Origin of the sequence: Streptomyces harbinensis (genome assembly GCF_900116145.1) — a bacterium.
GTDB classification, from domain to species: Bacteria; Actinomycetota; Actinomycetes; order Streptomycetales; family Streptomycetaceae; genus Streptomyces; species Streptomyces carpaticus.
Window position 1 is genome coordinate 108,571 of sequence record NZ_FPAB01000010.1, and the last position, 25,706, is coordinate 134,276.

Annotated in this window: 20 protein-coding genes; 14 read left to right on the plus strand and 6 right to left on the minus strand. The window is 71.4% G+C overall.

Going from position 1 to position 25,706, the window contains the following annotated elements; genetic code table 11:
• The first annotated feature begins 40 nt into the window (after window positions 1-40).
• Together BM385_RS23180 and BM385_RS23185 are read left to right on the plus strand one after the other, a co-directional pair.
• The gene (locus BM385_RS23180) at window positions 41-2,044 is read left to right on the plus strand and encodes a beta-galactosidase (protein WP_093844257.1); all 2,004 of its coding nucleotides are present in this window, start codon (window positions 41-43) and stop codon (window positions 2,042-2,044) included.
• 13 nt (window positions 2,045-2,057) lie between these two features.
• Complete coding sequence (locus BM385_RS23185; protein ID WP_019436414.1) at window positions 2,058-2,774, plus strand: GH12 family glycosyl hydrolase domain-containing protein; 717 nt, start codon at window positions 2,058-2,060, stop codon at window positions 2,772-2,774.
• Between the two features lie 96 nt (window positions 2,775-2,870).
• Here BM385_RS23185 and BM385_RS23190 read toward each other — a convergent pair whose 3' ends face one another.
• Window positions 2,871-3,968, minus strand: a complete 1,098-nt coding sequence (locus tag BM385_RS23190; protein WP_093844258.1) for a LacI family DNA-binding transcriptional regulator — start codon at window positions 3,966-3,968, stop codon at window positions 2,871-2,873.
• A 244-nt stretch (window positions 3,969-4,212) separates the two neighbouring features.
• Here BM385_RS23190 and BM385_RS23195 point away from each other — a divergent pair, with 244 nt between their 5' ends.
• Window positions 4,213-6,153 carry an acyl-CoA dehydrogenase family protein gene (locus tag BM385_RS23195; RefSeq protein WP_093844259.1) on the plus strand — a complete coding sequence of 647 codons (1,941 nt, stop codon included), beginning with the start codon at window positions 4,213-4,215 and terminating at the stop codon, window positions 6,151-6,153.
• A gap of 654 nt (window positions 6,154-6,807) precedes the next feature.
• Here BM385_RS23195 and BM385_RS23200 read toward each other — a convergent pair.
• Window positions 6,808-8,964: a hypothetical protein gene (locus BM385_RS23200; protein WP_093844260.1), complete on the minus strand. Its 2,157-nt coding sequence runs from the start codon at window positions 8,962-8,964 to the stop codon at window positions 6,808-6,810.
• Window positions 8,965-9,051: 87 nt separating this feature from the next.
• Entirely contained in the window at window positions 9,052-9,495 is a 444-nt protein-coding gene (locus BM385_RS27335; protein WP_019436419.1) for a hypothetical protein, read from the minus strand.
• A gap of 170 nt (window positions 9,496-9,665) precedes the next feature.
• Here BM385_RS27335 and dxr point away from each other — a divergent pair, with 170 nt between their 5' ends.
• The 6 genes from dxr to BM385_RS23235 all read left to right on the plus strand — a co-directional run bounded on the left by dxr (window position 9,666) and on the right by BM385_RS23235 (window position 17,068).
• Window positions 9,666-10,943: a 1-deoxy-D-xylulose-5-phosphate reductoisomerase gene (dxr, locus tag BM385_RS23210; protein WP_093844261.1), complete on the plus strand. Its 1,278-nt coding sequence runs from the start codon at window positions 9,666-9,668 to the stop codon at window positions 10,941-10,943.
• The gene (locus BM385_RS23215) at window positions 10,940-12,244 is read left to right on the plus strand and encodes a M50 family metallopeptidase (RefSeq protein ID WP_019436421.1); all 1,305 of its coding nucleotides are present in this window, start codon (window positions 10,940-10,942) and stop codon (window positions 12,242-12,244) included. Before dxr ends, BM385_RS23215 begins: the two co-directional genes overlap by 4 nt.
• 85 nt (window positions 12,245-12,329) lie before the next feature.
• Entirely contained in the window at window positions 12,330-13,487 is a 1,158-nt protein-coding gene (ispG, locus tag BM385_RS23220) for a flavodoxin-dependent (E)-4-hydroxy-3-methylbut-2-enyl-diphosphate synthase (protein ID WP_093844262.1), read from the plus strand.
• Between the two features lie 337 nt (window positions 13,488-13,824).
• The gene (locus BM385_RS23225; protein ID WP_093844263.1) at window positions 13,825-14,676 is read left to right on the plus strand and encodes a GNAT family N-acetyltransferase; all 852 of its coding nucleotides are present in this window, start codon (window positions 13,825-13,827) and stop codon (window positions 14,674-14,676) included.
• A gap of 24 nt (window positions 14,677-14,700) precedes the next feature.
• A complete protein-coding gene (locus tag BM385_RS23230; RefSeq protein ID WP_051131256.1) occupies window positions 14,701-15,270 on the plus strand; it encodes a GNAT family N-acetyltransferase in 570 nt (189 codons plus the stop codon).
• 85 nt (window positions 15,271-15,355) lie between these two features.
• The gene (locus BM385_RS23235; RefSeq protein WP_026047857.1) at window positions 15,356-17,068 is read left to right on the plus strand and encodes a proline--tRNA ligase; all 1,713 of its coding nucleotides are present in this window, start codon (window positions 15,356-15,358) and stop codon (window positions 17,066-17,068) included.
• 913 nt (window positions 17,069-17,981) lie between these two features.
• Here the strand turns inward: BM385_RS23235 and BM385_RS23240 are convergent.
• From BM385_RS23240 to BM385_RS23250, 3 genes are read right to left on the minus strand one after another with little or no spacing between them, the layout of a single operon-like run.
• On the minus strand, window positions 17,982-18,881 hold the full coding sequence (locus BM385_RS23240; protein ID WP_093844264.1) for an aminoglycoside phosphotransferase family protein: 900 nt from the start codon (window positions 18,879-18,881) through the stop codon (window positions 17,982-17,984).
• Window positions 18,878-19,357, minus strand: coding sequence for a DUF4439 domain-containing protein (locus BM385_RS23245; RefSeq protein WP_019436318.1), 480 nt, complete (start codon window positions 19,355-19,357; stop codon window positions 18,878-18,880). The genes BM385_RS23240 and BM385_RS23245 overlap by 4 nt, the downstream gene beginning before the upstream one ends.
• Window positions 19,354-19,863 (minus strand): hypothetical protein, encoded by a 510-nt coding sequence (locus BM385_RS23250; protein ID WP_093844265.1) that lies wholly within the window; start codon window positions 19,861-19,863, stop codon window positions 19,354-19,356. Before BM385_RS23250 ends, BM385_RS23245 begins: the two co-directional genes overlap by 4 nt.
• A gap of 243 nt (window positions 19,864-20,106) precedes the next feature.
• Between BM385_RS23250 and rimP the strand changes: the two genes are divergently transcribed.
• From rimP to BM385_RS23275, 5 genes are all read left to right on the plus strand, one after another.
• Complete coding sequence (rimP, locus tag BM385_RS23255) at window positions 20,107-20,652, plus strand: ribosome maturation factor RimP (RefSeq protein ID WP_019436316.1); 546 nt, start codon at window positions 20,107-20,109, stop codon at window positions 20,650-20,652.
• A 2-nt stretch (window positions 20,653-20,654) separates the two neighbouring features.
• On the plus strand, window positions 20,655-21,701 hold the full coding sequence (nusA, locus tag BM385_RS23260) for a transcription termination factor NusA (protein ID WP_093844266.1): 1,047 nt from the start codon (window positions 20,655-20,657) through the stop codon (window positions 21,699-21,701).
• A 104-nt stretch (window positions 21,702-21,805) separates the two neighbouring features.
• Window positions 21,806-22,102 carry a YlxR family protein gene (locus BM385_RS23265; protein WP_078576495.1) on the plus strand — a complete coding sequence of 99 codons (297 nt, stop codon included), beginning with the start codon at window positions 21,806-21,808 and terminating at the stop codon, window positions 22,100-22,102.
• A gap of 153 nt (window positions 22,103-22,255) precedes the next feature.
• Window positions 22,256-25,294, plus strand: a complete 3,039-nt coding sequence (gene infB / locus BM385_RS23270; RefSeq protein WP_078576493.1) for a translation initiation factor IF-2 — start codon at window positions 22,256-22,258, stop codon at window positions 25,292-25,294.
• A 78-nt stretch (window positions 25,295-25,372) separates the two neighbouring features.
• Window positions 25,373-25,669: a DUF503 domain-containing protein gene (locus BM385_RS23275; RefSeq protein ID WP_026047856.1), complete on the plus strand. Its 297-nt coding sequence runs from the start codon at window positions 25,373-25,375 to the stop codon at window positions 25,667-25,669.
• Window positions 25,670-25,706 lie beyond the last annotated feature (37 nt).

Consider the following 25,706-nt stretch of genomic DNA (forward strand, 5'->3'; position numbering starts at 1 on the left):
AGACCGGGCATTTTTTTGTGTCGTGAGGAGAATCGATTCGATGGCAGGGCTGAACGACGCCACCCGCGGCCGGCTGCTGTTCGGGGGCGACTACAACCCCGAGCAGTGGACGCCCGAAACCTGGCGTGAGGACATCCGGTTGATGAAGGAGGCCGGTGTCAACCTCGCCACCGTCGGCGTCTTCTCCTGGGCGACACTGGAGCCCCGCCCGGGGGCGCGGAACTACGGATGGCTGGACGAGGTCCTCGACCTCCTCCACGACGCCCGCATCGGCGTCGCACTGGCCACACCCACCGCGTCCCCGCCCCCGTGGCTGGGCGCCCGGCACCCCGAGACACTGCCGCGCGACGAGACGGGCGCCACCGTCTGGTACGGCTCGCGCAACCAGTTCTGCGCCTCCTCGCCCATCTACCGCGAGTACGCGCAGCGCATCACCACCGACCTCGCCCGCCGCTACGGCCACCACCCGGCGCTGCGCGTGTGGCACATCAACAACGAGTACTGCACCTCCTGCTGGTGCGACGAGAGCGCCCGGCACTTCCGCCGCTGGCTGCGCGAGCGCTACGGCACCCTGGACGCGCTCAACGACGCCTGGGGCACCGCCTTCTGGAGCCAGCGCTACGACTCCTGGGAAGAGCTGATCCCGCCGCGCCGCGCCCAGTACCTCATCAACCCCGCCCAGCGGCTGGACTTCCACCGCTTCACCAGCGACGCGCTGCTGGAGTGCTTCACCGCCGAACGCGACATCGTCGCCGCCCACAGCCCGCCCGGCGTGCCGGTGACCACCAACTTCATGCCGCTGTTCGGCGGCCTCGACGGCTGGCGCTGGGCCGAGGAGGAGGACGTCGTCTCGGTCGACATCTACCCCGACCCCGCCGCCGACCGCGCCGACCCGGCCGGGCCCGCGCAGGGCGCCCTGGTCGCCGACCTCACCCGCTCCCAGGCCCGCGGCCCGTGGATGCTGATGGAGCAGGCCGCCTCCGCCGTCAACTTCCGCCCCGTCAACAAGCCCAAGGGCGAGGGGCTGATGCGGCTGTGGTCGCTCCAGTCGGTGGCGCGCGGCGCCGACGCCCTGTGCTTCTTCCAGTGGCGGGCCTCCCGGCAGGGCAGCGAGAAGTTCCACTCCGCGATGCTGCCGCACGCCGGCGAGACCTCCCGCGCCTTCCGCCGCATCCGCAACCTGGGCGCCGAACTCGACCTGCTCTCCGGCGTCACCGGCACCACCGTCCCCGCCGAGATCGCCATCCTGCACGACTGGTCCGCCTGGTGGGCCTCCGGCCAGCCCGGCCGCCCGTCCGCCGCGGTGGAGTACCCGGCGCTCCTCGCCACCTGGCACCACGCCCTGTGGGCGCAGAACCTCACCGCCGACCTCGCCCACCCGGAGGCCGACCTCAGCCGCTACCGACTGGTCGTCATCCCCCAGCTCTACCTGCTCTCGGACGCCGCGCTGGACCGGCTGGCGGCGTACGTACGCGGCGGCGGGCACCTGGTGTGCGGTTTCTTCACCGGCGTCGCCGACCCCGACGACCGCGTCCGGGAGGGCGGCACCGACGCCCGGCTGCGGGAGATCCTCGGCCTGGCCGCCGTCGAGGAGTGGTGGCCGCTGGCGGCGGGGGAGACCGTCGCGCTGGATGACGGCAGCACCGGCAGCCTGTGGAGCGAGGACCTCACCGTCGCGGACGCCACCGTGACGGCCTCCTACGCCGCGGGCGAGCTGGCCGGCCGCCCCGCGCTCACCCGCCACAGCTACGGCGCCGGCACCGCCCGTTACGTCTCCACGCTGCCCGAACCGGCCGCGCTGCGCGCGCTGCTCGCCGAGGCCGCCGCCGCGGCCGGCGCCGAGCCCGCGCTGCGCGGCGCCCCGGAGGGGGTGGAGGCCGTCCGCCGCGGCGGCTGGCTCTTCCTCCTCAACCACACACGTGAGCAGATCACCGTGCCCTTGGACGAACCGCACACCGATCTGCTCACCGGCCACACCCACCCGGCCGAGGTCCGGCTGGAGCGGTACGGGGTGGCCGTACTGTCCGCATCCCCCACCTCCTGACAAGGAGCCGCACATGCACCGCACCGCAAGGAGAGCACGTACGTCAGTCCTGGTACCGCTGGTCGCGTTTCTGACCTTCTTCGGCTACGGCGCCTCCACGGCGCAGGCCGCCGCCGTCTGGGAGTCCTGCGACCAGTGGGGCAACTGGACGGCGCCGGACGGCTACATCGTCTACAACAACATCTGGGGCTCGGGAGCCGGCAGCCAGTGCATCGCCGCCGACTCCTCCGCCAGCTGGACCGTGACCGCCAACCACCCCAACACCGGCGGCATCAAGTCCTACCCGAACGCCAAGCGCATCGTGAACCGCCCGCTCGACCAGATCGGCTCGCTCAGCAGCACCTTCAACGTGACGGTCCCGCAGGCGGGCGCGTACAACACCGCCTACGACATCTGGGACCGGGACTACAACCACGAGATCATGCTGTGGACCAACTGGTACGGCCCCGTCGGTCCGCTGGGCAGCCACCAGGCGCGGGTCAGCCTGGGCGGCCACACCTGGGACGTCTACCGGGGCAGCAACGGGCACAACAACGTGTACTCGTTCCTGCGCACCGGCAACATCACCTCGGGAACGGTGGACATCCTGCCGATCCTGCGCTGGATCGCGAACCAGGGCTGGATCAGCCAGAACGAGATCATCGGTGACGTGCAGTTCGGCTACGAGATCACCTCGTCGTCGGGCGGCCTGACCTTCCGCACCAACCAGTTCGCCGTCAGCCACAGCTGACGCCGGGCGGACCGCGGCCGGGCGGCGGGGGAGGGGTGGACGACACCCGCTCCGCCGCCGTCCGGCCGGCGCGGCTGCCGCTGTTCCGTGCGCCGGTCAGGGCACCAGGCGGGGCGCCTGCCCGGTGCTCGCCCGCGTGGTGAGGCGGGGCGCGAGCAGCCGTACGACGGTCTCCCGCGGCGGGGCAGCGACCCGGCCGCCCGCACCCGTACCCGTACCGGCACCCGTACCCGTACCGGCACCCGTACCCGTACCGGCACTCGCGCCGAGCTTGGCCATCACCAGCTCCACCGCCCGCCGGCCCATCTCATGGGCGGGGATCGCCACCGAGGTCAGCGCGACCGACGTCTGGGTGGCGACCTGGTCGGGGCAGATCGCGACCACCGAGATGTCCTCGGGCACCGCCTTGCCCTGCTGCCGCAGCAGGGAGAGCAGCGGCCCGACCGCGCTCTCGTTCTGCACCACGATCCCGGTGGTCGCCGGCCGCTCGTCGAAGATCCGGGCCAGCGCGCCGGCCACCGACTCGAAGCTGCCCTCGCACGGCCGGTGCAGCACCCGCAGCCCCAGCTCGGCGGCCCGCTCGCGCACCCCGGTGATGGTGCGCTCGGCGAAGCCGGTGTGCCGCTCGTACACCGCCGGCGCCTCCCCGATCACCGCCAGCTCCCGGTGGCCGAGCGCCGCCAGATGGTCCACGCACAGCCGCCCGGTCGCCGCGAAGTCCAGATCGACGCAGGTCAGACCCTCGGTATCGGCGGGCAGCCCGATCAGGACGGCGGGCCGGGGCGCCTCGTGCACCAGCGGCAGCCGCTCGTCCTCCAGCTCCACGTCCATCAGGATCATGGCGTCGGCCAGCCCGCTGCCGATCACCCGCCGTACCGCCTCGGGCCCCTCCTGGTCGGTCAGCAGCAGAACGTCCCGCCCATGCGCGCGCGCCGTCGTCGCCACCGCCATGGCGATCTCCATCATCACCGGCACGTACATGTCGGTGCGCAGCGGCATCATCAGCGCGATGATGTCCGAACGGCTGCTCGCCAGCGCCCGGGCCCCGGCGTTGGGGTGGTAGCCCAGCTCCCGGATGCTGCGTTCCACCCGCTCCCTGGTGGGGGCCGAGATGGTCCGCTTGCCGCTGAGGACGTAGCTCACGGTGCTGGCAGAGACGCCGGCGTGGCGGGCGACCTCGGCGAGAGTGACCATAGACGGGCCTCCGGGAAAGCCGGGTGAAGCGCTTCGATCGCCCGTTCGCCGTGGGGATTCGAACGCTCCAAACGATGGAACCGCGTTGACCTTAGACCGGGCAATGGTTTGTGTCCATAGATGTATCGAAGCGCTTCGATGGAGCTTTCGTGATCACTGCCCGGGTGGTACGCGGCGCCGGAATCGGGTACGTACGTAACAGCAGGTCCCGATCCCTCATGTCCCGACGGCGAGGTGAGCGGAGATGACCGCGACAAGCGACCCCACGGACGCGGAGCGGGAGGCCAGACGCCTGGCCGAGGCCGCCCGCGGCGCCGCGTCCCGCACCCCCGGCTTCGCCGGCGAGCTCTTCCTCGGCCGCTTCCGGCTCGACCTCATCCACCCCCGCCCGGACCCCGACCCGGAGGCGGTACGCACCGGGGAACGCTATCTGACCGCCCTGCGGGAGTTCTGCGCCGAGCACATCGACGCCCCGCTCATCGAACGCGAGGCCCGCATCCCCGACGAGGTGGTGCGCGGACTGCGCGAACTCGGCGCGTTCGGCATGAACATCTCCCCCCGGTACGGCGGTCTCGGTCTCAACCACGTCTACTACAACCGTGCCCTCGCCGTCCTGACCTCCGCCAGCCCGGCGGTCGGCGCGCTGCTCTCCGCGCATCAGTCGATCGGCGTACCGCAGCCGGTCGCGCTCTTCGGCACCGAGGAGCAGAAGAGCGCCTACCTGCCGCGCTGCGCGCGCGGCGCCATCTCCGCCTTCCTGCTCACCGAGCCCGACGTCGGCTCCGACCCGGCCCGGCTGGGCGCCACCGCCGAACCGGACGGCGACGACTACCTGCTCGACGGCGTCAAGCTGTGGACCACCAACGGGGTGATCGCCGAACTCCTGGTGGTGATGGCCGACGTACCCGGCAGCGGCGACCACCCCGGCGGCATCACCGCGTTCGTCGTCGAGGCGGACTCACCGGGCATCACCGTCGAGCACCGCAACACCTTCATGGGGCTGCGCGGCATCGAGAACGGCGTCACCCGCTTCCACCGGGTCCGGGTCCCCGGCGGCCAGCGGATCGGCGCCGAGGGCGCCGGCCTCAAGATCGCCCTGACCACCCTCAACACCGGCAGGCTCGCCGTCCCGGCGGTCGCGGTCGGCGCCGGCAAGTGGTGCCTGCGGATCGCCCGCCAGTGGTCGGCGGAGCGGGTCCAGTGGGGCAAGCCGATCGGCGAGCACGAGGCGATCGGCGCCAAGCTCTCCTACATCGCGGCCACCACCTTCGCCATGGAGGCGCTGCTGGAGCTCTTCGGCGAGATGGCCGACGAGGAACGCGGCGACATCCGGCTGGAGGCGGCGGTGGCCAAACTGCTGGGCAGCGAGTTCGCCGGCCGGATGGCGGACGAACTGGTGCAGCTGCGCGGCGGACGCGGCTACGAGACCGCCGCGTCGCTGGCGGCGCGCGGCGAACGCGGCGTCCCGGCGGAGCAACTCCTGCGCGACATGCGCATCAACCGCATCTTCGAGGGCTCCTCCGAGATCATGCGGCTGATGATCGCCCGGGAGGCGGTGGACCCGCACCTCAAGGTGGCGGGCGCGCTGATCGACCCGGAGCAGAACTTCACCGCCAAACGGAAGGCGGCCCTCGCGGCGACCGGCTTCTACGCCCGCTGGCTGCCGTCCCTGACCGCCGGCCGCGGCCAGCTGCCGCTGGCCTACGGCGACTTCCGGGTGCCGGGCCACCCCGACCTCTCCGCGGAACTGCGCTACGTCGAACGCACCGCACGCCGCCTCGCCCGCGCCACCTTCTCCGGCATGGCGCGCTGGCAGGGCGCCCTGGAAACCCGGCAGCGCTACCTGGGTCGGCTGGTGGACATCGGCGCCGAACTCTGCGCGATGAGCGCCGCCTGCGTCCACGCCGAACGCCTGCGCACCCGGGGCCACCGGGACAACGGCAAGCAGGCGTACGAACTGGCCCACGCCTTCTGCCGCCAGGCCCGCCCCCGGATCGAAGACCTCTTCGCGCAACTGCACCACAGCTCCGACGCCGCCGACCGCACCCTGGCCCGCGGCATCCTGGACGGCGCGTACACCTGGCTGGAGGAGGGCGTCCTGGACACCTCGACCGAAGGCCCCTGGATCGCCGACACCCCTTCGGGCCCCTCACCCCAGCCCAACCTCCACCGCCCGATCCCCTGACCGCGGCACTGACCGCCCCTGGCCTGGTCCCCGTTCCGCTCCGACGCGATCATGGTTGTCGGCGCGGGTACTGTGGTTAATGTTCCTGGCAGTACTGAGTCCGGAAATTCTGCATGTAATTGAGAGAAAATTCTTCAATGTCAGACATGCGTGGATCTTTGATATCGTCAACCTGCCCGAAGACGTTGATCTCCAGCAGCACGTGGGACCCCAGATCTTGTTGTTGGCACTCGAATGAGGTGGTGGTTCCAGCTGATTCCTTTCCTCGCCACAGGATCATACCTGCCTCTGAACTTGAAGTTGTCTGTTCTGTGGTGGGCCGCGATGAGAGAACTTCAGCCAGAGGATCTTTCTCTGCTTTCAGGGTATATGCGACTGCACTGAGGGCCCAATGGTCATCGACGGAGATTCGACAGTCCGTATACCCCTCGAAACTGTGCTCATTATTCTGCCTGACTTCTTCTCCGGGCGGAAGGGTCGCCTCGAGGAGATGTGAGTCAACGCTTACCTCGCATATGTGATCGGGTACGGTATAGGTGGCCTTTTCTTCTCCTTGTGCGCACGAGGAGGCCAGAATCAATGGGATTGTCACCAATGCTCCGGTGCATGTGCGCGACGCTCGTGACTTTTGACTTCGCTTATTATTGTAATATGTCATGAATTCCTGTTGTTTCCGAGGTTTGCGCTTGCGTGAATTTCCCCGACGCGCCCAAAGCGCGTATTGTGGCTTTCGCTTGATTCTGCCCAGTCGGGATGGATCTCGTACCATTCTTCGGCCAGTGCCACCAGTTGCCTGTCGCGAATCTCGCTAACCTTTTTACTGTCCAAGCTGTACCCGTCGTTGATTCGCTCCAGCTCGTCGTCAAGCCATTTCTGGCTCCAGACATCCACGCCACGTTGAAAAATGTCTCCGGCGTAGGGCGTCTGCCCGACTATGCCTCCCCATCCGTGGTATTGCATTCGCGCATCCCATACGGCACGGGATTCTTCGGTCGCAAGTTCACCGTGCAGGGCTTCGTATCGGGCCTGCTCCAGGAACCCGACCGCCATACCGGCTCGGCTGAGAGTGTCGCCCGGGTCTATGGGCTCGCCGTCGAACGTCTCTGTGTGATGGAACGATTCGACGAGGGCGGCATTGATACCGGAATTGAGCAAGGCGTAGGCGTCCGGGTCGCGTGACAGTTGTCTGGTTACCTCGAAGAGGTGCTCCTTGTGCAGGGGGCGTTCCCTCTCGTCGAGGCCGCCGGAGGTCTGAACGTACTCCTCGCCATGGTTGAGGAATACCTTGGCCATCGGTTCGCGGAACTCCGGCTGGAGATCGTCGCCGGCCTCCGCCGTGATCGCGAGCCCTCGATCGAGGTTTCTGCGGTGCACGTCCTCGTGTTCCACCGGAAGTGCTCCCGGATCGTAAGGATTCATTCCGGTGGTTGCGGCAAGGAATGCGTTGCCGATAGCTTCACTTGCAGCGCGGCCGCCGCCTTCTCCGAGTTCGGGAGGCAGACCCTCCAGGGGGCGACCCGTCAGCAGGTATTCGGAGGCTTCGTCGTTACTGAAGATCGTCGCGGCTGCCTCCGGGCTTCGGGCCGTCGCTTCCATGAGCCCGGTCATCGGGTCGAGCCTGAAAGCGTCTCCTGTGATGGGGGTGTACAGGGCCGCTGTTCGGTTCCAGGCCGAGCCCGGTGGACTCATCTCCTGTTCCCAGGAGACAAGCGCTTCATGATAGTTGGTGAGATAGTGCGTGCTGTACTCGCCGGAGCCCATGATATTGCTCATGAGTTGGAACCCGTAGGGTCCCTGGCGTCCGTCGCTGAGGATGACTCGCTGCCCGCCGAGTGCCACCATGTCGTCTTCCCAGGCGGCCACCATATCGGGCTGAATGGTGTCCGTGCCCGCGTGACCACTTTGGCTGGCCAAGCCCAGGACGAAGCCTAGATTCTCTCCCATATCACCGATGATGGCGGCCCGGTGGTCATCCGGACCGGTCCCTTCGGCGTCGTAGATGTCACCGAGGAACAGAAGCAGTTTGTTCGGCGGCAGTTGGCTCATCAAGTGGGTGGCGAAGTATTCATTGTTCTGTTGGGAGTCGAGGAGTTCGTTGAGGTGGGCCAATTCCTCATCGGTAGCTGTCGGGCCCTTGTCGATGATGGCCAGTGCCTCTTCCGCGTCCTCGAATCCCTGCCTCCTTTCTGCGGATTCCAGAGTGCTGTAGGCGGACATTGCAAAGGGAGCACCATCGTCCCCGGCCAGTTCTAGCAGTGCGCGGGACGCCGCTTTGTCGAACTCGTCGGACTCCTCGAGAACAGCCTGGATCCGGGCCTTGATCGAGTTGATCTCCGCCTGTAGTTCGGGCGGCTGGAACTGACTGTAGTCGCCTTGGCGGTAGAGGCGTTCCACTTCCTCATCGGTCAGCCGGTACTGCTGGTTTCCATTGTCGTCGGTATAGGCGTTTCCGCCTCGGGCAACGACCTGGCCGTCTGGGGTGACGGACAGTCCCTTCCCCCAGGCTTCTTCAGACAGCTCCCGCAGCCGTTGCTGACAATCCTTCTGCCGATCCCGGAAATCACGCAGAACGCCGTAAATGCCGCTCGCCTGACTGCCTGCATAGGTGAAGGCCAAGGCAGCCTGCTCGATGCGTTCGCCGCTGGCGGTGGCGTTCATGCCGAACCAGTTGGCGGCGCGGGTTTTGGCCAGCATGCCGTCGCTGGACTCCTCGCCCAATTCGGTCATGCGCTGGGCAGTGGTGTTCCAGTCCTCGACCGCCTGATTGAGCTGTGCGAAGTCGAGGCTCGTCAGTTGCTGGTAAGTCGGCATTCCATCCCCCTCAGTTGTCAAGACCGATGAGAGACGTGACATCGGGAATCACTGGCGCCGGTGGCGGTCCTGACGCCCGGCCTCCGGTCATGGTGCGAAGAGCTCGCCGTAGGGATCGAGATCGCCCTCCTGCCGTTGCATCTGAGCGGCGATGTCCTGCTCCGCAGCGGCGTGGCTGCTGACGGTAAAACCGAGATGTTCCTCGATGTCCTGACAGTCCTGGGAGAGACCATTGGCCTTCTCCTTGTACCGAGTCGCTGCCCGGCTGAGTGCGGCACCAGTGGCGAGGAGGCCGGCCGGCTCCAAGGTGGACGCGGCCGATTCGCTGGCGTTCAATGCGTGGTACGCGGCGGCGTCCAGGCCCTCACGCAGCTCGTGGGCGTCCTCGGCGATCGGCCTCAGCTCGTCCCCGTGCATTTCGAGATCCGGACCGCTGTCGCGCCCTGTGTAGGGATCCGGAGCCGCCCCGCCGCCCGTGCCATCGTCATCCGCGTTCAGCCGCGTACGCACCCGGCCGTTGTCCGTGGCCATAACGCGCCACCCCCGCTACAGCTTGTGTTCGACTACCCGGAGCAGCGTAGCAACGCCGGTTTGGGTCTGTCCCGGAGCTCAGGGCAGTGCATCGGTCGACTGTTCGAACGGAAGGGGGGCGAAGGGTGGGTGCGCGGCGGGGTGGTCCGGGCAGCCGCCACAATGGGGGAATGACCGAGTCTTCCGGGGTCCTCGCCGATCCCCGTCTGCGTTATTCCGCCGCACCGCCCGAGGGGGTGCGTGAGGTGGTCATCCTGGGCTCGACGGGATCGATCGGGACCCAGGCCATCGATGTGGTGCTGGCCAACCCGGGCCGGTTCCGGGTGACCGGCCTCTCCGCCGCAGGCGGCCGGGTGGAATTGCTGGCCATGCAGGCGCACCGGCTCCAGGTGCGCACCGTGGCGATCGCCCAGGAGGGGAAGGTCACCGAGCTGCGCGAGGCGCTGCGCACCCGGTACGGGGTGGGGGAGGCGCTGCCGGAGATCCTCGCCGGGCCGGACGCCGCCGCCGAGCTGGCGGGCCGGCCGTGCCACACCGTCCTCAACGGCATCACCGGGTCCATCGGGCTCGCCCCCACTCTCGCCGCCCTGCGCGCCGGGCACGTGCTCGCCCTCGCGAACAAGGAGTCGCTGATCGTCGGTGGCCCGCTGGTCGCCGCGCTGGCGAAGCCGGGCCAGATCATCCCGGTGGACTCCGAGCACTCGGCGCTCTTCCAGGCGCTGCTCGGCGGCACCCGGGGCGAGATCGGCAAGCTGATCGTCACCGCGAGCGGCGGGCCGTTCCGGGGCCGTACGCGGGCGGAGCTGGCCGACGTCACCCGTGAGCAGGCGCTCAACCACCCCACCTGGGACATGGGCCCGGTGATCACGATCAACTCGGCGACCCTGGTGAACAAGGGCCTGGAGGTGATCGAGGCGCATCTGCTGTACGGGATCCCGTTCGACCGTATCGAGGTCGTGGTCCACCCGCAGTCATACATTCATTCGATGGTGGAATTCACCGACGGCTCCACGCTCGCCCAGCTGTCCCCGCCCGACATGCGCATGCCCATCGCGCTCGGTCTCGGCTGGCCGGAGCGCGTTCCGCAGGCGGCACCGGCGGTGGACTGGACCCGCGCCCACACCTGGGAGTTCTTCCCGCTGGACACCGACGCCTTCCCCTCGGTGCCGCTCGCGTGCCATGTCGGTAGCCTCGGCGGTACCGCACCCGCGGTGTACAACGCGGCCAACGAGGAGTGCGTCGACGCCTTCCTCGCCGGTCTGCTGCCGTTCACCGGGATCGTGGACACGGTGGCCCGGGTGGTCGAGGAGCAGGGCGACGCCTTCGCCGGAACCTCGCTCACCCTCCCCGACGTCCTCGAAGCGGAGACCCGGGCGCGCGTCCGCGCCCGCGAGCTGGCCGGGCTGTCGCAGCCGGCACCCGTGGCGAATGGAGAAGCGACAGTATGACGGGCTTGATGTTCCTGATCGGGATACTTGTCTTCGTCTTCGGACTGCTGTTCTCCATCGCCTGGCACGAGCTCGGGCATTTCAGCTTCGCGAAACTCTTCCGGGTCCGGGTGCCGCAGTTCATGGTGGGTTTCGGCCCCACCCTCTGGTCGCGGAAGAAGGGCGAGACCGAGTACGGGATCAAGGCCATCCCCATGGGCGGCTACATCCGCATGATCGGGATGTTCCCGCCCGCCGACGACGGCAAGCTCAGACAGCGCTCCACCTCGCCGTTCCGCGGCATGATCGAGGACGCCCGCGCCGCCTCCTTCGAGGAGCTGGAACCCGGCGACGAGAAACGGCTGCTCTACACCCGCAAGCCCTGGCAGCGCATCGTCGTCTTCGTGGCCGGTCCCGCCATGAACCTCATCCTCGCCGTCGCGATCTTCCTCGGCGTGCTGATGTTCTTCGGGATCAACACCCAGACCACCACCGTCGCCTCCGTCTCCGAGTGCGTCATCTCGCAGAGCGAGGAGCAGCGCGACTGCCGCGCCGACGACCCGCTCGCCCCCGCCAACGCCGCGGGCCTGCGGACGGGCGACACGATCGTCGCCTTCAACGGTGAGCCCGTCGACGACTGGGGCACCCTCCAGCAGAGCATCCGCGACACCATCGGCCCCGCCACCATCACCGTCGAGCGGGACGGCGCCACCCACGTCCTGGAAGCCGACCTCATCGAGAACCAGGTCGCCAAGACGGACAGCAGCGGCGCCTACGTCGAGGGCGAGTACGTCAGCGCCGGCTTCCTCGGCTTCTCGCCGGCGTCCGGCATCGTCAAGCAGGACTTCCCGCAGGCCGTGGACCGGATGGGCGACATCATGACCACCGGCGTCCAGGCCCTGGTCAATCTCCCCTCCAAGATCCCCGACCTGTGGGACGCCGCGCTCGGCAACGGTGAGCGCGCCCAGGACTCCCCGATGGGCGTCGTGGGAGCCGCCCGCGTCGGCGGGGAGATCTTCACCCTCGACATCCCGGCCAGCCAGCAGATCGCCACGGCGCTCTTCCTGGTCGCCGGCTTCAACCTCTCCCTCTTCCTGTTCAACATGCTGCCGCTGCTCCCGCTGGACGGCGGCCACATGGCCGGGGCGGCCTGGGAGAGCGTGCGCCGGCACACCGCCAGACTCCTCAAGCGCCCCGACCCGGGCCCGTTCGACGTGGCGAAACTGATGCCTGTGGCCTATGTGGTGGCAGGGGTCTTCGTCTGTTTCACGCTGCTGGTTCTGGCAGCCGATATCGTCACACCGGTACGGCTTACCGGTTAACCGACCATCACTCGGGAAGGGTAATGTCAAGGGCTTGAGCCCGCTTTTCCCGGGACCTAGATCCGCATGGGGTTGCACGTACATCATGAGCGCCATCTCGTTGGGAATTCCCTCCGTACCCATCAAGCTGGCTGATCGCCGCGTCAGCAAGAAGATCCAGGTCGGCTCCGTAGCGGTGGGCGGCGACGCCCCCGTGTCCGTGCAGTCGATGACCACCACCCGTACCTCCGACATCGGGGCCACGCTCCAGCAGATCGCCGAGCTGACCGCCTCCGGCTGTCAGATCGTCCGCGTCGCCTGCCCCACCCAGGACGACGCCGACGCCCTGCCGGTCATCGCCCGCAAGTCGCAGATCCCCGTGATCGCCGACATCCACTTCCAGCCCAAGTACGTCTTCGCGGCCATCGACGCCGGCTGCGCGGCGGTCCGGGTCAACCCGGGCAACATCAAGAAGTTCGACGACCAGGTCAAGGAGATCGCCAAGGCGGCCTCCGAGGCCGGCACCCCGATCCGGATCGGCGTCAACGCCGGATCGCTGGACCGCCGCCTGCTCGCCAAGTACGGCAAGGCCACCCCCGAGGCGCTGGTGGAGTCGGCGCTGTGGGAGTGCTCGCTGTTCGAGGAGCACGGCTTCACCGACCTCAAGATCTCGGTCAAGCACAACGACCCGGTCGTGATGGTCAACGCCTACCGCCAGCTGGCCGCCCAGTGCGAGTACCCGCTGCACCTGGGCGTCACCGAGGCCGGGCCCGCCTTCCAGGGCACCATCAAGTCGGCCGTCGCCTTCGGCGCGCTGCTCTCCGAGGGCATCGGCGACACCATCCGCGTCTCGCTGTCCGCACCGCCGGCCGAGGAGATCAAGGTCGGCATCCAGATCCTCGAATCGCTGAACCTGCGCCAGCGCCGCCTGGAGATCGTCTCCTGCCCCTCCTGCGGACGGGCCCAGGTCGACGTCTACAAGCTCGCCGAAGAGGTCACCGCCGGGCTCGACGGCATGGAGGTGCCGCTGCGCGTCGCGGTCATGGGCTGCGTCGTCAACGGCCCCGGCGAGGCCCGCGAGGCCGACCTCGGGGTCGCCTCCGGCAACGGCAAGGGCCAGATCTTCGTCAAGGGCGAGGTCATCAAGACCGTGCCCGAGTCGAAGATCGTGGAGACCCTCATCGACGAGGCGATGAAGATCGCCGCCCAGATGGAGAAGGACGGCGTCGCCTCCGGCGAGCCCAGCGTCTCCGTCGCCGGCTGACCGCAGCACCGCAGCGCAGCACCACCCGCCCGCCGCCGCCCCGGATCCGAGCCCGGGCCGGGGCGGCGGCGGTGCCGGCGCGGCGGCCCGGCGGCGCGCCGCGGGCGTACGGCGTTCCGGCACCGCGCCGCGCGGCCGGCGGCGGCCCGGGGCCACCGCACGCGGCGTCCCGGTACGCCGCACCTTCGGCCACCCGGTACGCCGCGCCCCCCGGCCCCCGTCCCCCGCACGCCGCGGCCCGCGGCCACTCCCCGCACCGCGGTACGTACGGCGGCGGCCCTACCCCCGGCGGTACAGTGCGCGGACACCCGCCCGCCGCTCACCTCCAAGGCCCCCCGTGCTCACCACGCCCGCCACCCGCCCGCTCGAACCCGGCGAGCTGGGCGACGCCCTGGCCCTCCTCGCCCGTGAACCCCTCGCCGGCGCGTTCGTCACCGCGCGGGTCATCGAATCCGGCCTCGACCCCCGGCTTCTCGGCGGCGAACTGTGGGGCTGGTACCACCGCGGACGGCTGCGCTCGCTGTGCTTCTCCGGCGCCAACCTCGTCCCGCTGCACGCCGGCCCCGCCGCCCTGCGCGCCTTCGCCGAACGCGCCCTGGCCGAAGGCCGGCGCTGCACCTCCATCGTCGGCCCGGCCCCCGCCACCGCCGCCCTGTGGGCCCACCTCGAACCGCACTGGGGTCCCGCCCGCGCCGTCCGCGCCCATCAGCCGCTCATGGCCACCAGCTCCCCGCCGCCGCCCGGCATCACCCCCGACCCCCTGGTGCGCCCCATGCGCAAGGACGAGATGGACCTGGTGCTCCCCGCCGCCGTCGCCATGTTCACCGAGGAGGTCGGCGTCTCCCCGCTCAGCGCCGAGGACGGCGGCCTCGCCTACCAGTCCCGGGTCGCGGAAACGGTCGGCACCGGCCGCTGCTTCGCCCGCGTCGAGGACGGCCGGATCGTCTTCAAGGCCGAGATCGGCGCCGTCACCCCGCACACCTGCCAGCTCACCGGCGTGTGGACCGCCCCCGACCGCCGCCGCACCGGGCTCGCCGCCGCGGGCCTCGCCACCGTCGTCCGGCACGCCCTCACCACCTGGGCCCCCGTCGTCAGCCTCTACGTCAACGACTACAACGCCCCCGCCCTCGCCCTCTACCGCCGCCTCGGCTTCACCACCGCGGGCGCACTGATGAGCGTGCTGTTCTGACCGGGGCGCGTTAGCCTCCCCGGCATGACACCATCTGCCTCGGGAACCGCGCCCGACGCCCAGGACATCGCCGTCGGACCCATCGATCTGACGGCCAGGGTGGACGAAGCCCTCGCCGTCCAGGCCCAGGCGTTCGGACTGACCCCCGAGGAGATCGCGGTCCGCCGCCACATCGTGCTCCGCCACCTCGCCCACCCCGGCGCCCGCGCGCTGGGCGCCGTCCACACCGCCACCGGCGCCCTGGCCGGCTTCGTCTACGGCATGCCCAACGACCGCAGCCAGTGGTGGTCCACCGTCGTCGAGCCGTACCTGCGCCGCGCCGGACACGACGCGTGGCTGGACGACTCCTTCACCATCACCGAACTGCACGTCCTCCCCGCCTACCAGGGCCGCGGCATAGGCACCCGCCTCATCACCGGCATCACCGACAGCGCGGAGGAACCCCGCTCCATCCTCTCCGCCATCGACATCGAGAGCCCCGCCCGCCGCCTCTACCGACGGCTCGGCTACCGCGATCTGGCCCGCCGCGTGCACTTCCCCTCCGCCGCCAGCCCCTACGCCGTGATGGGCGCCGACCTGCCGCTGCGCCGCTGACCCCGGCATCCGCTTGGCGCGGCGGGCCGCGGACCCGCTACCCTCGGGCGCAATCGCTCATCCCACGCAGGAGTCACGAATCCCCATGGCAGCCCGAGTTCAGCGCCTGTCCCGATCCATGCTCAAGACGCTGCGGGACGCCCCGGCCGACGCGGAGACCACCAACCACCGGCTGCTGGTGCGCGCCGGGTACGTACGCCGCACCGCCGCCGGCATCTGGAGCTGGCTGCCGCTGGGCAAGCAGGTCCTGGAGAACGTCTCCCGCGTGGTCCGCGAGGAGATGGACGCCATCGGCGCCCAGGAGGTCCTGCTGCCGGCGCTGCTGCCCAAGGAGCCCTACGAGGTCACCGGCCGGTACGAGGAGTACGGCGACCTGCTCTTCCGGCTGCGGGACCGCAAGGGCGCCGAGTACCTGCTCGGCCCCACCCACGAGGAGATCTTCACCCAGCTGGTCCAGGACCAGTGCACCTCGTACAAGGACCTCCCGGTCGTGCTGTACCAGATCCAGACGAAGTACCGGGACGAGGCGCGCCCCCGGGCCGGCATCCTGCGCGGGCGCGAGTTCCAGATGAAGGACTCGTACTCCTTCGACACCACCGACGAGGGCCTGGCCGAGTCCTACCGGCTGCACCGCGAGGCGTACATCAAGATCTTCACCCGCCTCGGCCTCGACTACCGCATCGTCTCCGCGATCTCCGGCGCGATGGGCGGCTCCGCCTCCGAGGAGTTCCTGGCCCCGGCGGCGGCCGGCGAGGACACCTTCGCCGACTGCCCGGCCTGCGGCTACGCCGCCAACACCGAGGCCGTCAGCTTCGCGCTGACCCCGGTCGAGGGCGTGAACCACCCCGGGATCGAGGAGGTGGACACCCCCGACACCCCCACCATCGAGACGCTGGCGGCGCACCTGGACGTGCCCGCCTCCGCCACCCTGAAGAACCTGCTCATCACCATCGACGGCGAGATCGCGGCCGTCGGCGTGCCCGGCGACCGGGAGGTGGACCTCGGCAAGCTGTCCGAGGCGCTGGCCCCGGCGGTGGTCGACCTGGTGACCGCCGAGGACTTCGCGCAGCGGCCCGACCTGGTACGCGGCTACGTCGGCCCGCAGGGCATGGCGGGCAAGGCCTTCCGCTACCTGGCCGACCCGCGCGTCGCCCCGGGCACCTCCTGGGTCACCGGCGCCAACAAGCCGGGCGTCCACGCCCGCAACGTGGTCGCCGGCCGCGACTTCGAGGTCGACCAGTACCTGGACGTGGTCGTCGTCGAGCCCGGCGACCCGTGCCCGAACTGCGGCTCCGGGCTGAACCTGGACCGCGCGATCGAGATCGGCCACATCTTCCAGCTCGGCCGCAAGTACGCGGACGCCTTCGGCCTGGAGGTGCTGGGGCGCGAGGGCAAGCCGGTGCGGGTGACGATGGGCTCCTACGGCATCGGCGTCTCGCGCGCGGTGGCGGCGCTGGCCGAGCAGACGGCGGACGAGCAGGGCCTGTGCTGGCCGCGCGAGGTCGCCCCGGCCGATGTGCACGTGGTGGCGGCGGGCAAGGCGGTGCAGACGGAACTGGCCGGCGAGATCGCCGACCGCCTCGGCGCCGCGGACGTCCGCGTCCTGCTGGACGACCGCGCGGGCGTGTCGCCGGGCGTGAAGTTCACCGACGCCGAGCTGATCGGCGTTCCGACGATCCTCGTGGTGGGCCGCGGCGCGGCCGAGGGCCGCGTGGAGCTGAAGGACCGCCGCACCGGCGAGCGCGAGGACCTGACGGTGGACGAGGCGATCGCCCGCCTGACGGCACAGCTGAGCTGACGCCGGCCCCCGGGCCCCGGCCCCGGCCGCACCGAGAACGACCGCCACGCCGCCCCGCCGCACTGCGCGGCGGGGCGGCGTGCGCGTGCGGGGCGGCCTGCGCCCGACACGTACGGCGCCGCGACGGCACCCGCCCCGGCCCGTCCCGCCCCGCGCGTGCAGCGGCGCGGTGTACGGGTACGGCCTGCGGCTCCGGTCGAGCCGAGCTGCCGGCTGTCCGGATCGCCGCCTCCGGCGACGCCGCCGCGCCCGGGCCGCGCAGGCGGGGTGCTGGGACGGTGTGCGGGTCGGTCTGGGAGCCCCGGTGGGGTCGCGCGGGTTGTGCGGCTAGCCGTTTGGGTTGCTGTCGCCGGAGGCGTTTTCGCCCCCGGGCCGCAGGGCAGGGCCCCGGTGCCGGAGCGTTGTGCGCATGCGGCCTGCGGCTCGTGAGCGGGCCGCGTAGATGGGGTGCCGGAACGGCCTACGGGTACGACCCGCCGCGCTGGCGGTGCTGCCAGCCGTGCGGATTGCCGTTCCCGTTGGCGGCTACGCCACCGGGCCGCGTAGGACCGGGCTACGGTTCCGGCAGGGCCGCGTAGGCCGCGGATGCCGGGGCGGCGTACGGGCCCGGTCCGGGGCCCGGGCCGGGCAGTGCAGGCCGGGGCGGGACGTGCCGCCGGTCGTCCGGCCCGTCGTCTCCGGGGGCGGCCTTCGCTGACCCCGTCCACGCCCGATTCGCCGGGCGCCACTCCGCGACCCGCCGGGCCCCACGCCCCAGCCCGCCGGGCGCCACGCCCAAGACCCCGCGAGGCCCCAACCCGCCGGGTACCAGGCCCGGCCATGGCCCGCGGCCAGACGGGCAACGGCGGGCCGTGCCGGGCCCGGGCATGACCCCCGGCCGGGCGGCCGAGGGCAGGGCGCGCCAGGCCGTCCGTCACAGCCAGGTGGCGAACTCCAGCAGTGCCTCCGCGTCCGTCCGGCGTCCCTCGCCGTGCGCGCGGATGCCCGACTCCACCGCGCGGAACAGGGTCCAGCCGCGCAGCCGCTCGGGGTCGGCCTCCACAGAGGCGGCCAGCTTCGTCATCCGGCGCCGGGTGATCGCCGGGGCACCCGCCGAGGCGATCAGATCGTGCAGCCGGTCGCGCGCGAGCCGGGCCAGATCGTAGGCCCGCTCGCCCACCAGCGGATCGGGCCCGACCGCCAGCCACGGCGCTCGCCCGGTGTCGGCCGCCAGCACCGCGCCCTGCCGGAAGTCGCCGTGCAGCAGGACCTCCTCCGGCGGGCCGGCCAGCAGCTCGGCGCGGGCCGCCAGCGCCTCGGCGATCAGCGGGCCCGCCCCCTCCGGCAGATCCGCGCCGTCCGCCGCGAGTCCCGCGGTGCGCTCCGCCACGGTGGGGAACGGGTGCCCGGCACCCGGCGGCACCCACAGCCGGTGCAGCGCGGACACGGCCTCCAGCATCGCCTTGGTCTCCGGCAGCGACCGCAGCGAGGTCTCGCCGTGCAGCCGCTCCAGCAGCAGCGCCCCGTCCTCCGGGGCCGCCTCCAGCGCCCGCACCGCGCCGCGCCCGTCCCAGCGCGCCAGCGCCGCCGCCTCCAGCGCGGCGGAGGCGCCCGGGGCGCACAGCTTCAGCGCCGCCGGGGTGCCGTCCGCGCGGCGTACCAGCACCGTCATGCTGGTGCGCCCGCCCGGCGCGGCCACCCGCTCCACGGTCAGCTCCCACGCCCGGGCCCGGCGGGCCACCAGCTCCGGCAGCTCCGCCAGCCACGCGCCGGCCGCCGCCGGCTGGGCCAGTGCCAGCCGGCGCGGCGCGGCCAGATCCGGCGCCGCCGTCATGCCCGGCCCTCCGCGTACTCGGCGAGCCCCGGGAACGCCGTACCCGTCCCGCTCCACCGCGCCGCCCGCACCGCGCTGTCGCGCAGCGCCGCCGCCGCGTCCCGGCGCGCCGCGCCGGTCGCCGCCAGCACCAGGTCCGCGTACGCCCCGGCCACCCGCGCCTCCAGGTCGGCGGCCAGCGCCTGCGCCGTCGCGGCGTCGGTCACCTCGAACGGCAGCGCGTACGCCGCCGCCGCCGCTTCCGGCACCGCGCCGAGGTCCAGCACGGCGCGGCGCAGCGCGTCCCGCCGCGCCCGGTGTCCGGTGTACGCCTCGCGCACCTCCGCGTCCCGCTCCGTGCCGATCCGGGCGCCGACCACGCCGTACCCGTACACCGCCGCGTGCTCGGCGGCGAGCGCCGCCTGCGTCGCGCGCAGCGCCGGGGTGTCGGGGACCTCGGCGGGCTCCTCGCCCCGCCGCGTCGTCCGCTGTGTCATGCGCGGGCCTCTCCCAGCAGATAGACATGGACCGAGCCGGCCGCCGACAGCGAGGCCAGCAGCCGCGCCAGCTCCGGCGGGGCGCCCTCCAGGGCGCGCAGCCGCTCCTCCGCGAGGGTGCGCTCGGCGGTGATCAGTTCGTCGAGTGCGGCGGAGGCGTCGGACGGGACGGGGGGCGCGGAGGCCGGCGCCGGGGCGTCGTCCTCCTGCAGCGCCGTCAGCTGCGCGGCGACCGTCTCCCGCAGCGGGGTGAGGGCCCCGGCGAGATCCGGGTGGGCGCCGGTGGTGGCGTCGTAGTGGGCCAGCAGCTTGGAGCTGTCCCGGGCGGCCCGCCGCCGCAGCCCCTCGTCGCCGCCGGCGGCGGCTTCGCCGGTGCGGTCCTGCCCGGCTCCGTCCGCCGCGGAGCAGCCGCTGAGCAGGCCGGTGAGACCGGTCAGGGCGGCGAGGGCGCCGCCGGTGAGCAGAAGGGTACGTCTGGGCAGCTCGATGGGCGGGCCGCTGGACATGGCTTCCCCGTACTTCCCGCAGGTGAGGTCATCTGATGATGCGTCAGCGATATCTCCAGTGGAGATCACCGCAAGGTGAGCGTACCTGTGCACTCAGCTCATCGGTCCGCGACCCCGCCTTCCCGGCGTGCCCGGCCCGGACGACAACGCGGTCGGCGTACCGTGCCACAGACGATAGGCTGTGCCGCGGGCGTGAGCCCCCCGTATCCCCACAACAGCAGACGCGGCCGAGGAGTCACCCGGATGAGCACGACCCAGATCGACAGGCTGCGGGAGTTGCTGGAGCCACTGGCCGCGGAGCGGGGGATGGATCTGGAGGACGTGCGCCTGACGCCGGCCGGCAAGCGCCGGGTGCTGCGGATCGTGGTGGACACCGACGAGGGCGTGGGCCTGGAGGCGTGCGCCGAGCTGAGCCGCGCCGCCTCCGCCGCGCTGGACGCCGCCGACGCCCTCGGGTCCGCGCCGTACGTCCTGGAGGTCTCCTCGCCCGGCGCCGACCGGCCGCTGACGGAGCCCCGCCACTACCGGCGCGCCCTCGGCCGGCTGATCAAGGCCAAGCTGCACGAGGGCGGCGAGCTGACCGCCCGGATCACCGGTGTGGACGACAGCGGCCTGGATCTCGAAGTGCCCGGCGTCAAGGGACGGCGGCCGACCGCGCGCCGGGTGGAGTTCGCGGAGATCGCCGCCGCCCGCGTGGAGATCGAGTTCAACCGCCCCGCGGCCGGCGACGGCGCCGACGGTGGCGACGACAACGACGACAACGACGACGAGAGCCAGAAGGAGGCGTAGCCGTGGACATCGACATGAGTGCCCTGCGGGGACTGGTGCGGGAGAAGGAGATCTCCTTCGATCTGCTGGTGGAGGCGATCGAATCGGCCCTCCTCATCGCCTACCACCGCACCGAGGGCAGCCGCCGCCACGCGCGGGTGGTGCTGGACCGGGCCACCGGCCATGTGACGGTGTGGGCCAAGGAGGACGCGGCCGACCTGGAGGTGGGCGAGGACGGCGAGCGGCCCGAGCCGCGCGAGTTCGACGACACCCCGGACGGTTTCGGCCGGATCGCGGCGACCACCGCCAAGCAGGTCATCCTGCAGCGGCTGCGGGACGCGGAGGGCGACGTCACCTTCGGCGAGTACGCCGGGCGCGAGGGCGATGTGGTGGCCGGCGTGGTCCAGCAGGGCCGCGACCCGCGCAGCGTGCTGGTGGACATCGGCAAGATGGAGGCCGTGCTCCCGCCGCAGGAGCAGGTGCCGGGTGAGTCGTACACCCACGGTTCCCGGCTGCGCTGCTACGTGGTGCGGGTGGCCAAGGGGGCGCGCGGCCCGTCCGTCACGCTCTCGCGTACCCACCCGAGCCTGGTGAAGAAGCTCTTCGAGCTGGAGGTCCCCGAGATCGCCGACGGCTCGGTGGAGATCTCGGCGATCGCCCGCGAGGCGGGCCACCGCACCAAGATCGCGGTGCGCTCCACCCGCCCCGGGCTGAACGCCAAGGGCGCCTGCATCGGCCCCATGGGCGGCCGGGTGCGCAATGTGATGGCGGAGCTGCACGGCGAGAAGATCGACATCGTGGACTGGTCCGACGACCCGGCGGAGATGGTGGCCAACGCCCTGTCCCCGGCCCGGGTGAGCCGGGTCGAGGTGGTGGACGCGGCGGCCCGCTCGGCGCGGGTGACCGTCCCCGACTACCAGCTCTCGCTCGCCATCGGCAAGGAGGGGCAGAACGCCCGGCTGGCGGCCCGGCTGACCGGCTGGCGCATCGACATCCGCCCCGACACCGAGCAGCGCCGCCCCGAGGGCGCAGCGGGCGGCGGAGGGGACGCGCGCCCGTCCGGGGAATGAGAACGGCCACCGCGCCGTTGTGACAGCCGGAGCCCCGTGCGACGGGGCGCTGATCGTGCCCACCCGGGTAGGGAAGCGGTACGTACGGGGAGGTAGAATCTACGGTGTCTGGCCGGACACGTGTCCAGGCATGCCCGGAGCGGACGTGCATTGGCTGTAGGCAACGCTCGGCCCGGGATGATCTGCTGCGTGCGGTGGTGATCGAGGGGCGGTGCGTCCCCGATCCACGCGGTACGCTGCCCGGTCGGGGCGCTTATGTGCATCCCGTACCGGCCTGCTATGAGCTGGCGGTCCGCCGTCGGGCGTTCCCCCGGGCCTATCGGACCCAGGGGCCGCTTGACACCGGAGAGCTGGCACGGCTGATCGGCCGGGCGGAAGCACAGGAAACGCACCAAACGTAAGAAGCGCCGCGTGGTGGTCACCACGCGGTCCAGGTACCTCGCGAGTCGGAAGTAGGTCGAGATTGCGATGAGCACTCGATGAGTACGCGATGAGTACGCCCGTGAAATAGCGAAGGTCCGAGGGACGACCCACCCCGGACCGTAAGGAGCGAAGTGGCTAAGGTCCGGGTATACGAGCTCGCCAAGGAGCTTGGAGTCGAAAGCAAGGTCGTCATGGCCAAGCTCCAAGAACTCGGTGAATTCGTCCGTTCGGCGTCCTCGACGATCGAGGCGCCGGTTGTCCGAAAACTGACCGACGCGCTCAGCGCGGGTTCCGGCAACGCCAGGAAGTCCGCGAAGCCCGGTGCGCCGGGCAGGAGTGTCCCCAAGCCGGGTGCCGCGCCCAAGCCGGGCGCCCCCGGTCCCCGTCCGGGTCCCGCCGCGCCCAAGCCGGGTGCGCAGGCCCCCAAGCCGGGCAGCGCCCCGCGGCCGGGTCCCACCCCGCCGCCGGCCGCCCCGAAGCCGGGTGCCAAGCCGGGCCCCGCGGCGCCCGAGTTCACCGCGCCGCCGAGCCCCGAGCCGGCGCCGCGTCCCACCGGCCAGCGTCCGGGCCCCGGTGGCCAGGGTGGCGCGGCCCCCAAGCCGGGCGCGCGTCCGGCCCCGAAGCCGGGTGCCGCGGCTCCCAAGCCGTCCGGTGCCAAGCCGGGTGGCGGCGCCGCCAAGCCGGGTGCCCCGAAGCCGGGCGCACGTCCGGCCGGTCCGCGCCCGGGCAACAACCCCTTCTCGACCGGTGGCTCCACGGGCATGGCCCGTCCGCAGGCCCCGCGTCCCGGCGGCGCGCCGCGCCCCGGCGGCCAGGGCCAGGGCGGTCCGCGTCCCGGTGGCGGCCAGCAGGGCGCGGCGGGTCCGCGTCCGCAGGCGCCCGGTGGCGGCCGTGCCACCCCGGGCAACATGCCCCGTCCGCAGGGTGCGGCCCCCGGTGGCCCGCGTCCCGGCGGCGGTAACCGTCCGAACCCCGGCATGATGCCGCAGCGTCCGGCGGCCGGCGGCCGTCCGGGCGGCGGTCCCGGTGGTCCCGGCGGCCGTGGCCAGGGCGGTCCCCGTCCCGGCGGCGGTGGCGGCTTCCGCGGTGGCGGCGGCGCCCGTCCGGGCGGTGCCGGCCGGCCCGGTGGCGGCGGCGGTTTCGCCGGCCGTCCCGGTGGTGGCGGCGGTGCCGGTGGCGGCGGCGGTTTCGCCGGCCGTCCGGGCTTCGGTGGCCGTCCCGGCGGTCCCGGTGGCCGTGGTGGCACGCAGGGCGCCTTCGGCCGCCCCGGCGGTCCGGCCCGGCGTGGCCGCAAGTCGAAGCGGCAGCGGCGCCAGGAGTACGAGGCCATGCAGGCCCCGTCGATCGGCGGCGTGATGCTGCCGCGCGGCAAGGGTGAGGCCATCCGGCTGTCGCGCGGTGCGTCCCTGACCGACTTCGCGGAGAAGATCAACGCCAACCCGGCGTCGCTGGTCCAGGTGATGTTCAACCTGGGCGAGATGGTCACCGCGACCCAGTCGGTCTCCGACGAGACCCTCCAGCTCCTCGGCGACGAGATGAACTACACCGTTCAGATCGTCAGCCCCGAGGAGGAGGACCGCGAGCTGCTCGAATCGTTCGACATCGAGTTCGGTGAGGACGAGGGCGGCGAAGAGGCCCTGGTCAAGCGGCCGCCGGTGGTGACCGTCATGGGTCACGTCGACCACGGCAAGACGCGTCTGCTGGACGCGATCCGCAAGACCAACGTCATCGAGGGCGAAGCCGGCGGCATCACCCAGCACATCGGTGCGTACCAGGTCTCCACCGAGGTCAACGGCGACGACCGCAAGATCACCTTCATCGACACCCCGGGTCACGAGGCGTTCACCGCCATGCGTGCCCGTGGTGCGAAGTCGACCGACATCGCGATCCTGGTGGTCGCCGCCAACGACGGTGTGATGCCGCAGACGGTGGAGGCGCTCAACCACGCCAAGGCCGCCGAGGTGCCGATCGTCGTCGCGGTCAACAAGATCGACGTCGAGGGCGCGGACCCGACCAAGGTGCGCGGTCAGCTGACCGAGTACGGCCTGGTCGCGGAGGAGTACGGCGGCGAGACCATGTTCGTCGACATCTCCGCCAAGCAGGGCACCAACATCGACGGGCTGCTGGAGGCCGTGATCCTCACGGCCGACGCCGCCCTCGACCTGCGGGCCAACCCCGGTCAGGACGCCCAGGGCATCGCCATCGAGGCCCACCTGGACCGCGGTCGCGGTGCGGTGGCCACGGTGCTCGTCCAGCGCGGCACGCTGCGCGTCGGCGACACGATGGTGGCGGGCGACGCGTACGGCCGGGTGCGGGCGATGCTGGACGACTCCGGCAAGAACGTCTACGAGGCCGGTCCGTCCACGCCCGTCCTGGTGCAGGGTCTGACCAACGTGCCGGGCGCCGGCGACAACTTCCTGGTGGTCGGCGAGGACCGTACCGCCCGGCAGATCGCCGAGAAGCGGGCGGCGCGGGAGCGCAACGCGGCCTTCGCCAAGCGCGTCCGCAGGGTGTCGCTGGAGGACCTGGACAAGGTGCTCAAGGAAGGCGAGATCCAGCAGCTCAACCTCATCATCAAGGGCGACGCGTCCGGTTCGGTCGAGGCCCTGGAGTCCTCGCTGCTCCAGCTGGACGTCGGCGAGGGTGTGGACCTGCGGGTCCTGCACCGCGGGGTGGGTGCGGTCACCGAGACCGACATCGACCTGGCGGCCGGCTCGGACGCCATCATCATCGGCTTCAACGTGCGCGCCGAGGGGCGTGCCACGCAGGCGGCCGAGCGTGAGGGCGTGGACGTCCGGTACTACTCGGTCATCTACCAGGCGATCGAGGAGATCGAGGCGGCCCTGAAGGGTCTGCTGAAGCCGGAGTACGAAGAGGTCGAGCTGGGCACCGCGGAGATCCGCGAGGTCTTCCGCTCCTCCAAGCTGGGCAACATCGCGGGTGTCATCATCCGCTCCGGCGAGGTCAGGCGGAACACCAAGGCGCGGCTGCTGCGCGATGGCCGGGTCGTGGCGGAGAACCTCAACATCGAGGGTCTGCGCCGCTTCAAGGACGACGTCACCGAGATCCGCGAAGGCTTCGAGGGTGGTATCAACCTCGGGAACTTCAACGACATCAAGATCGACGACGTCATCGCGACCTACGAGATGCGGGAGAAGCCGCGCGTCTAGCGCGGTGGGCCGGGGCCGGTCGGCGGGGTGGGAAAACTCCGTCGATCGGCCCCGGCCGTTCCCGTTACGATCATCAGCATGTATACCGGGACGTTGTCCTTCGACCTGCTGCTGGGGGACGTGCACTCCCTCAAGCAGAAGCGCTCGGTCGTCCGGCCCATCGTGGCCGAGCTCCAGCGCAAGTACGCGGTGAGCGCCGCCGAGGTCGGCGAGCAGGACCTCTACCGCCGGGCCCGGATCGGCCTGGCCGCCGTCTCCGGGGACCACGGGCATCTGTCCGGGCTCCTGGACGACTGCGAACGGCTGGTGGCCGGCCGCCCCGAGGTGGAACTGCTGTCCGTGCGGCGGCGGATCCACGGCGATCACGACGAATAGCGAAAAGCAAGCCGAACGGCAGGCAAGGAGAAGGACC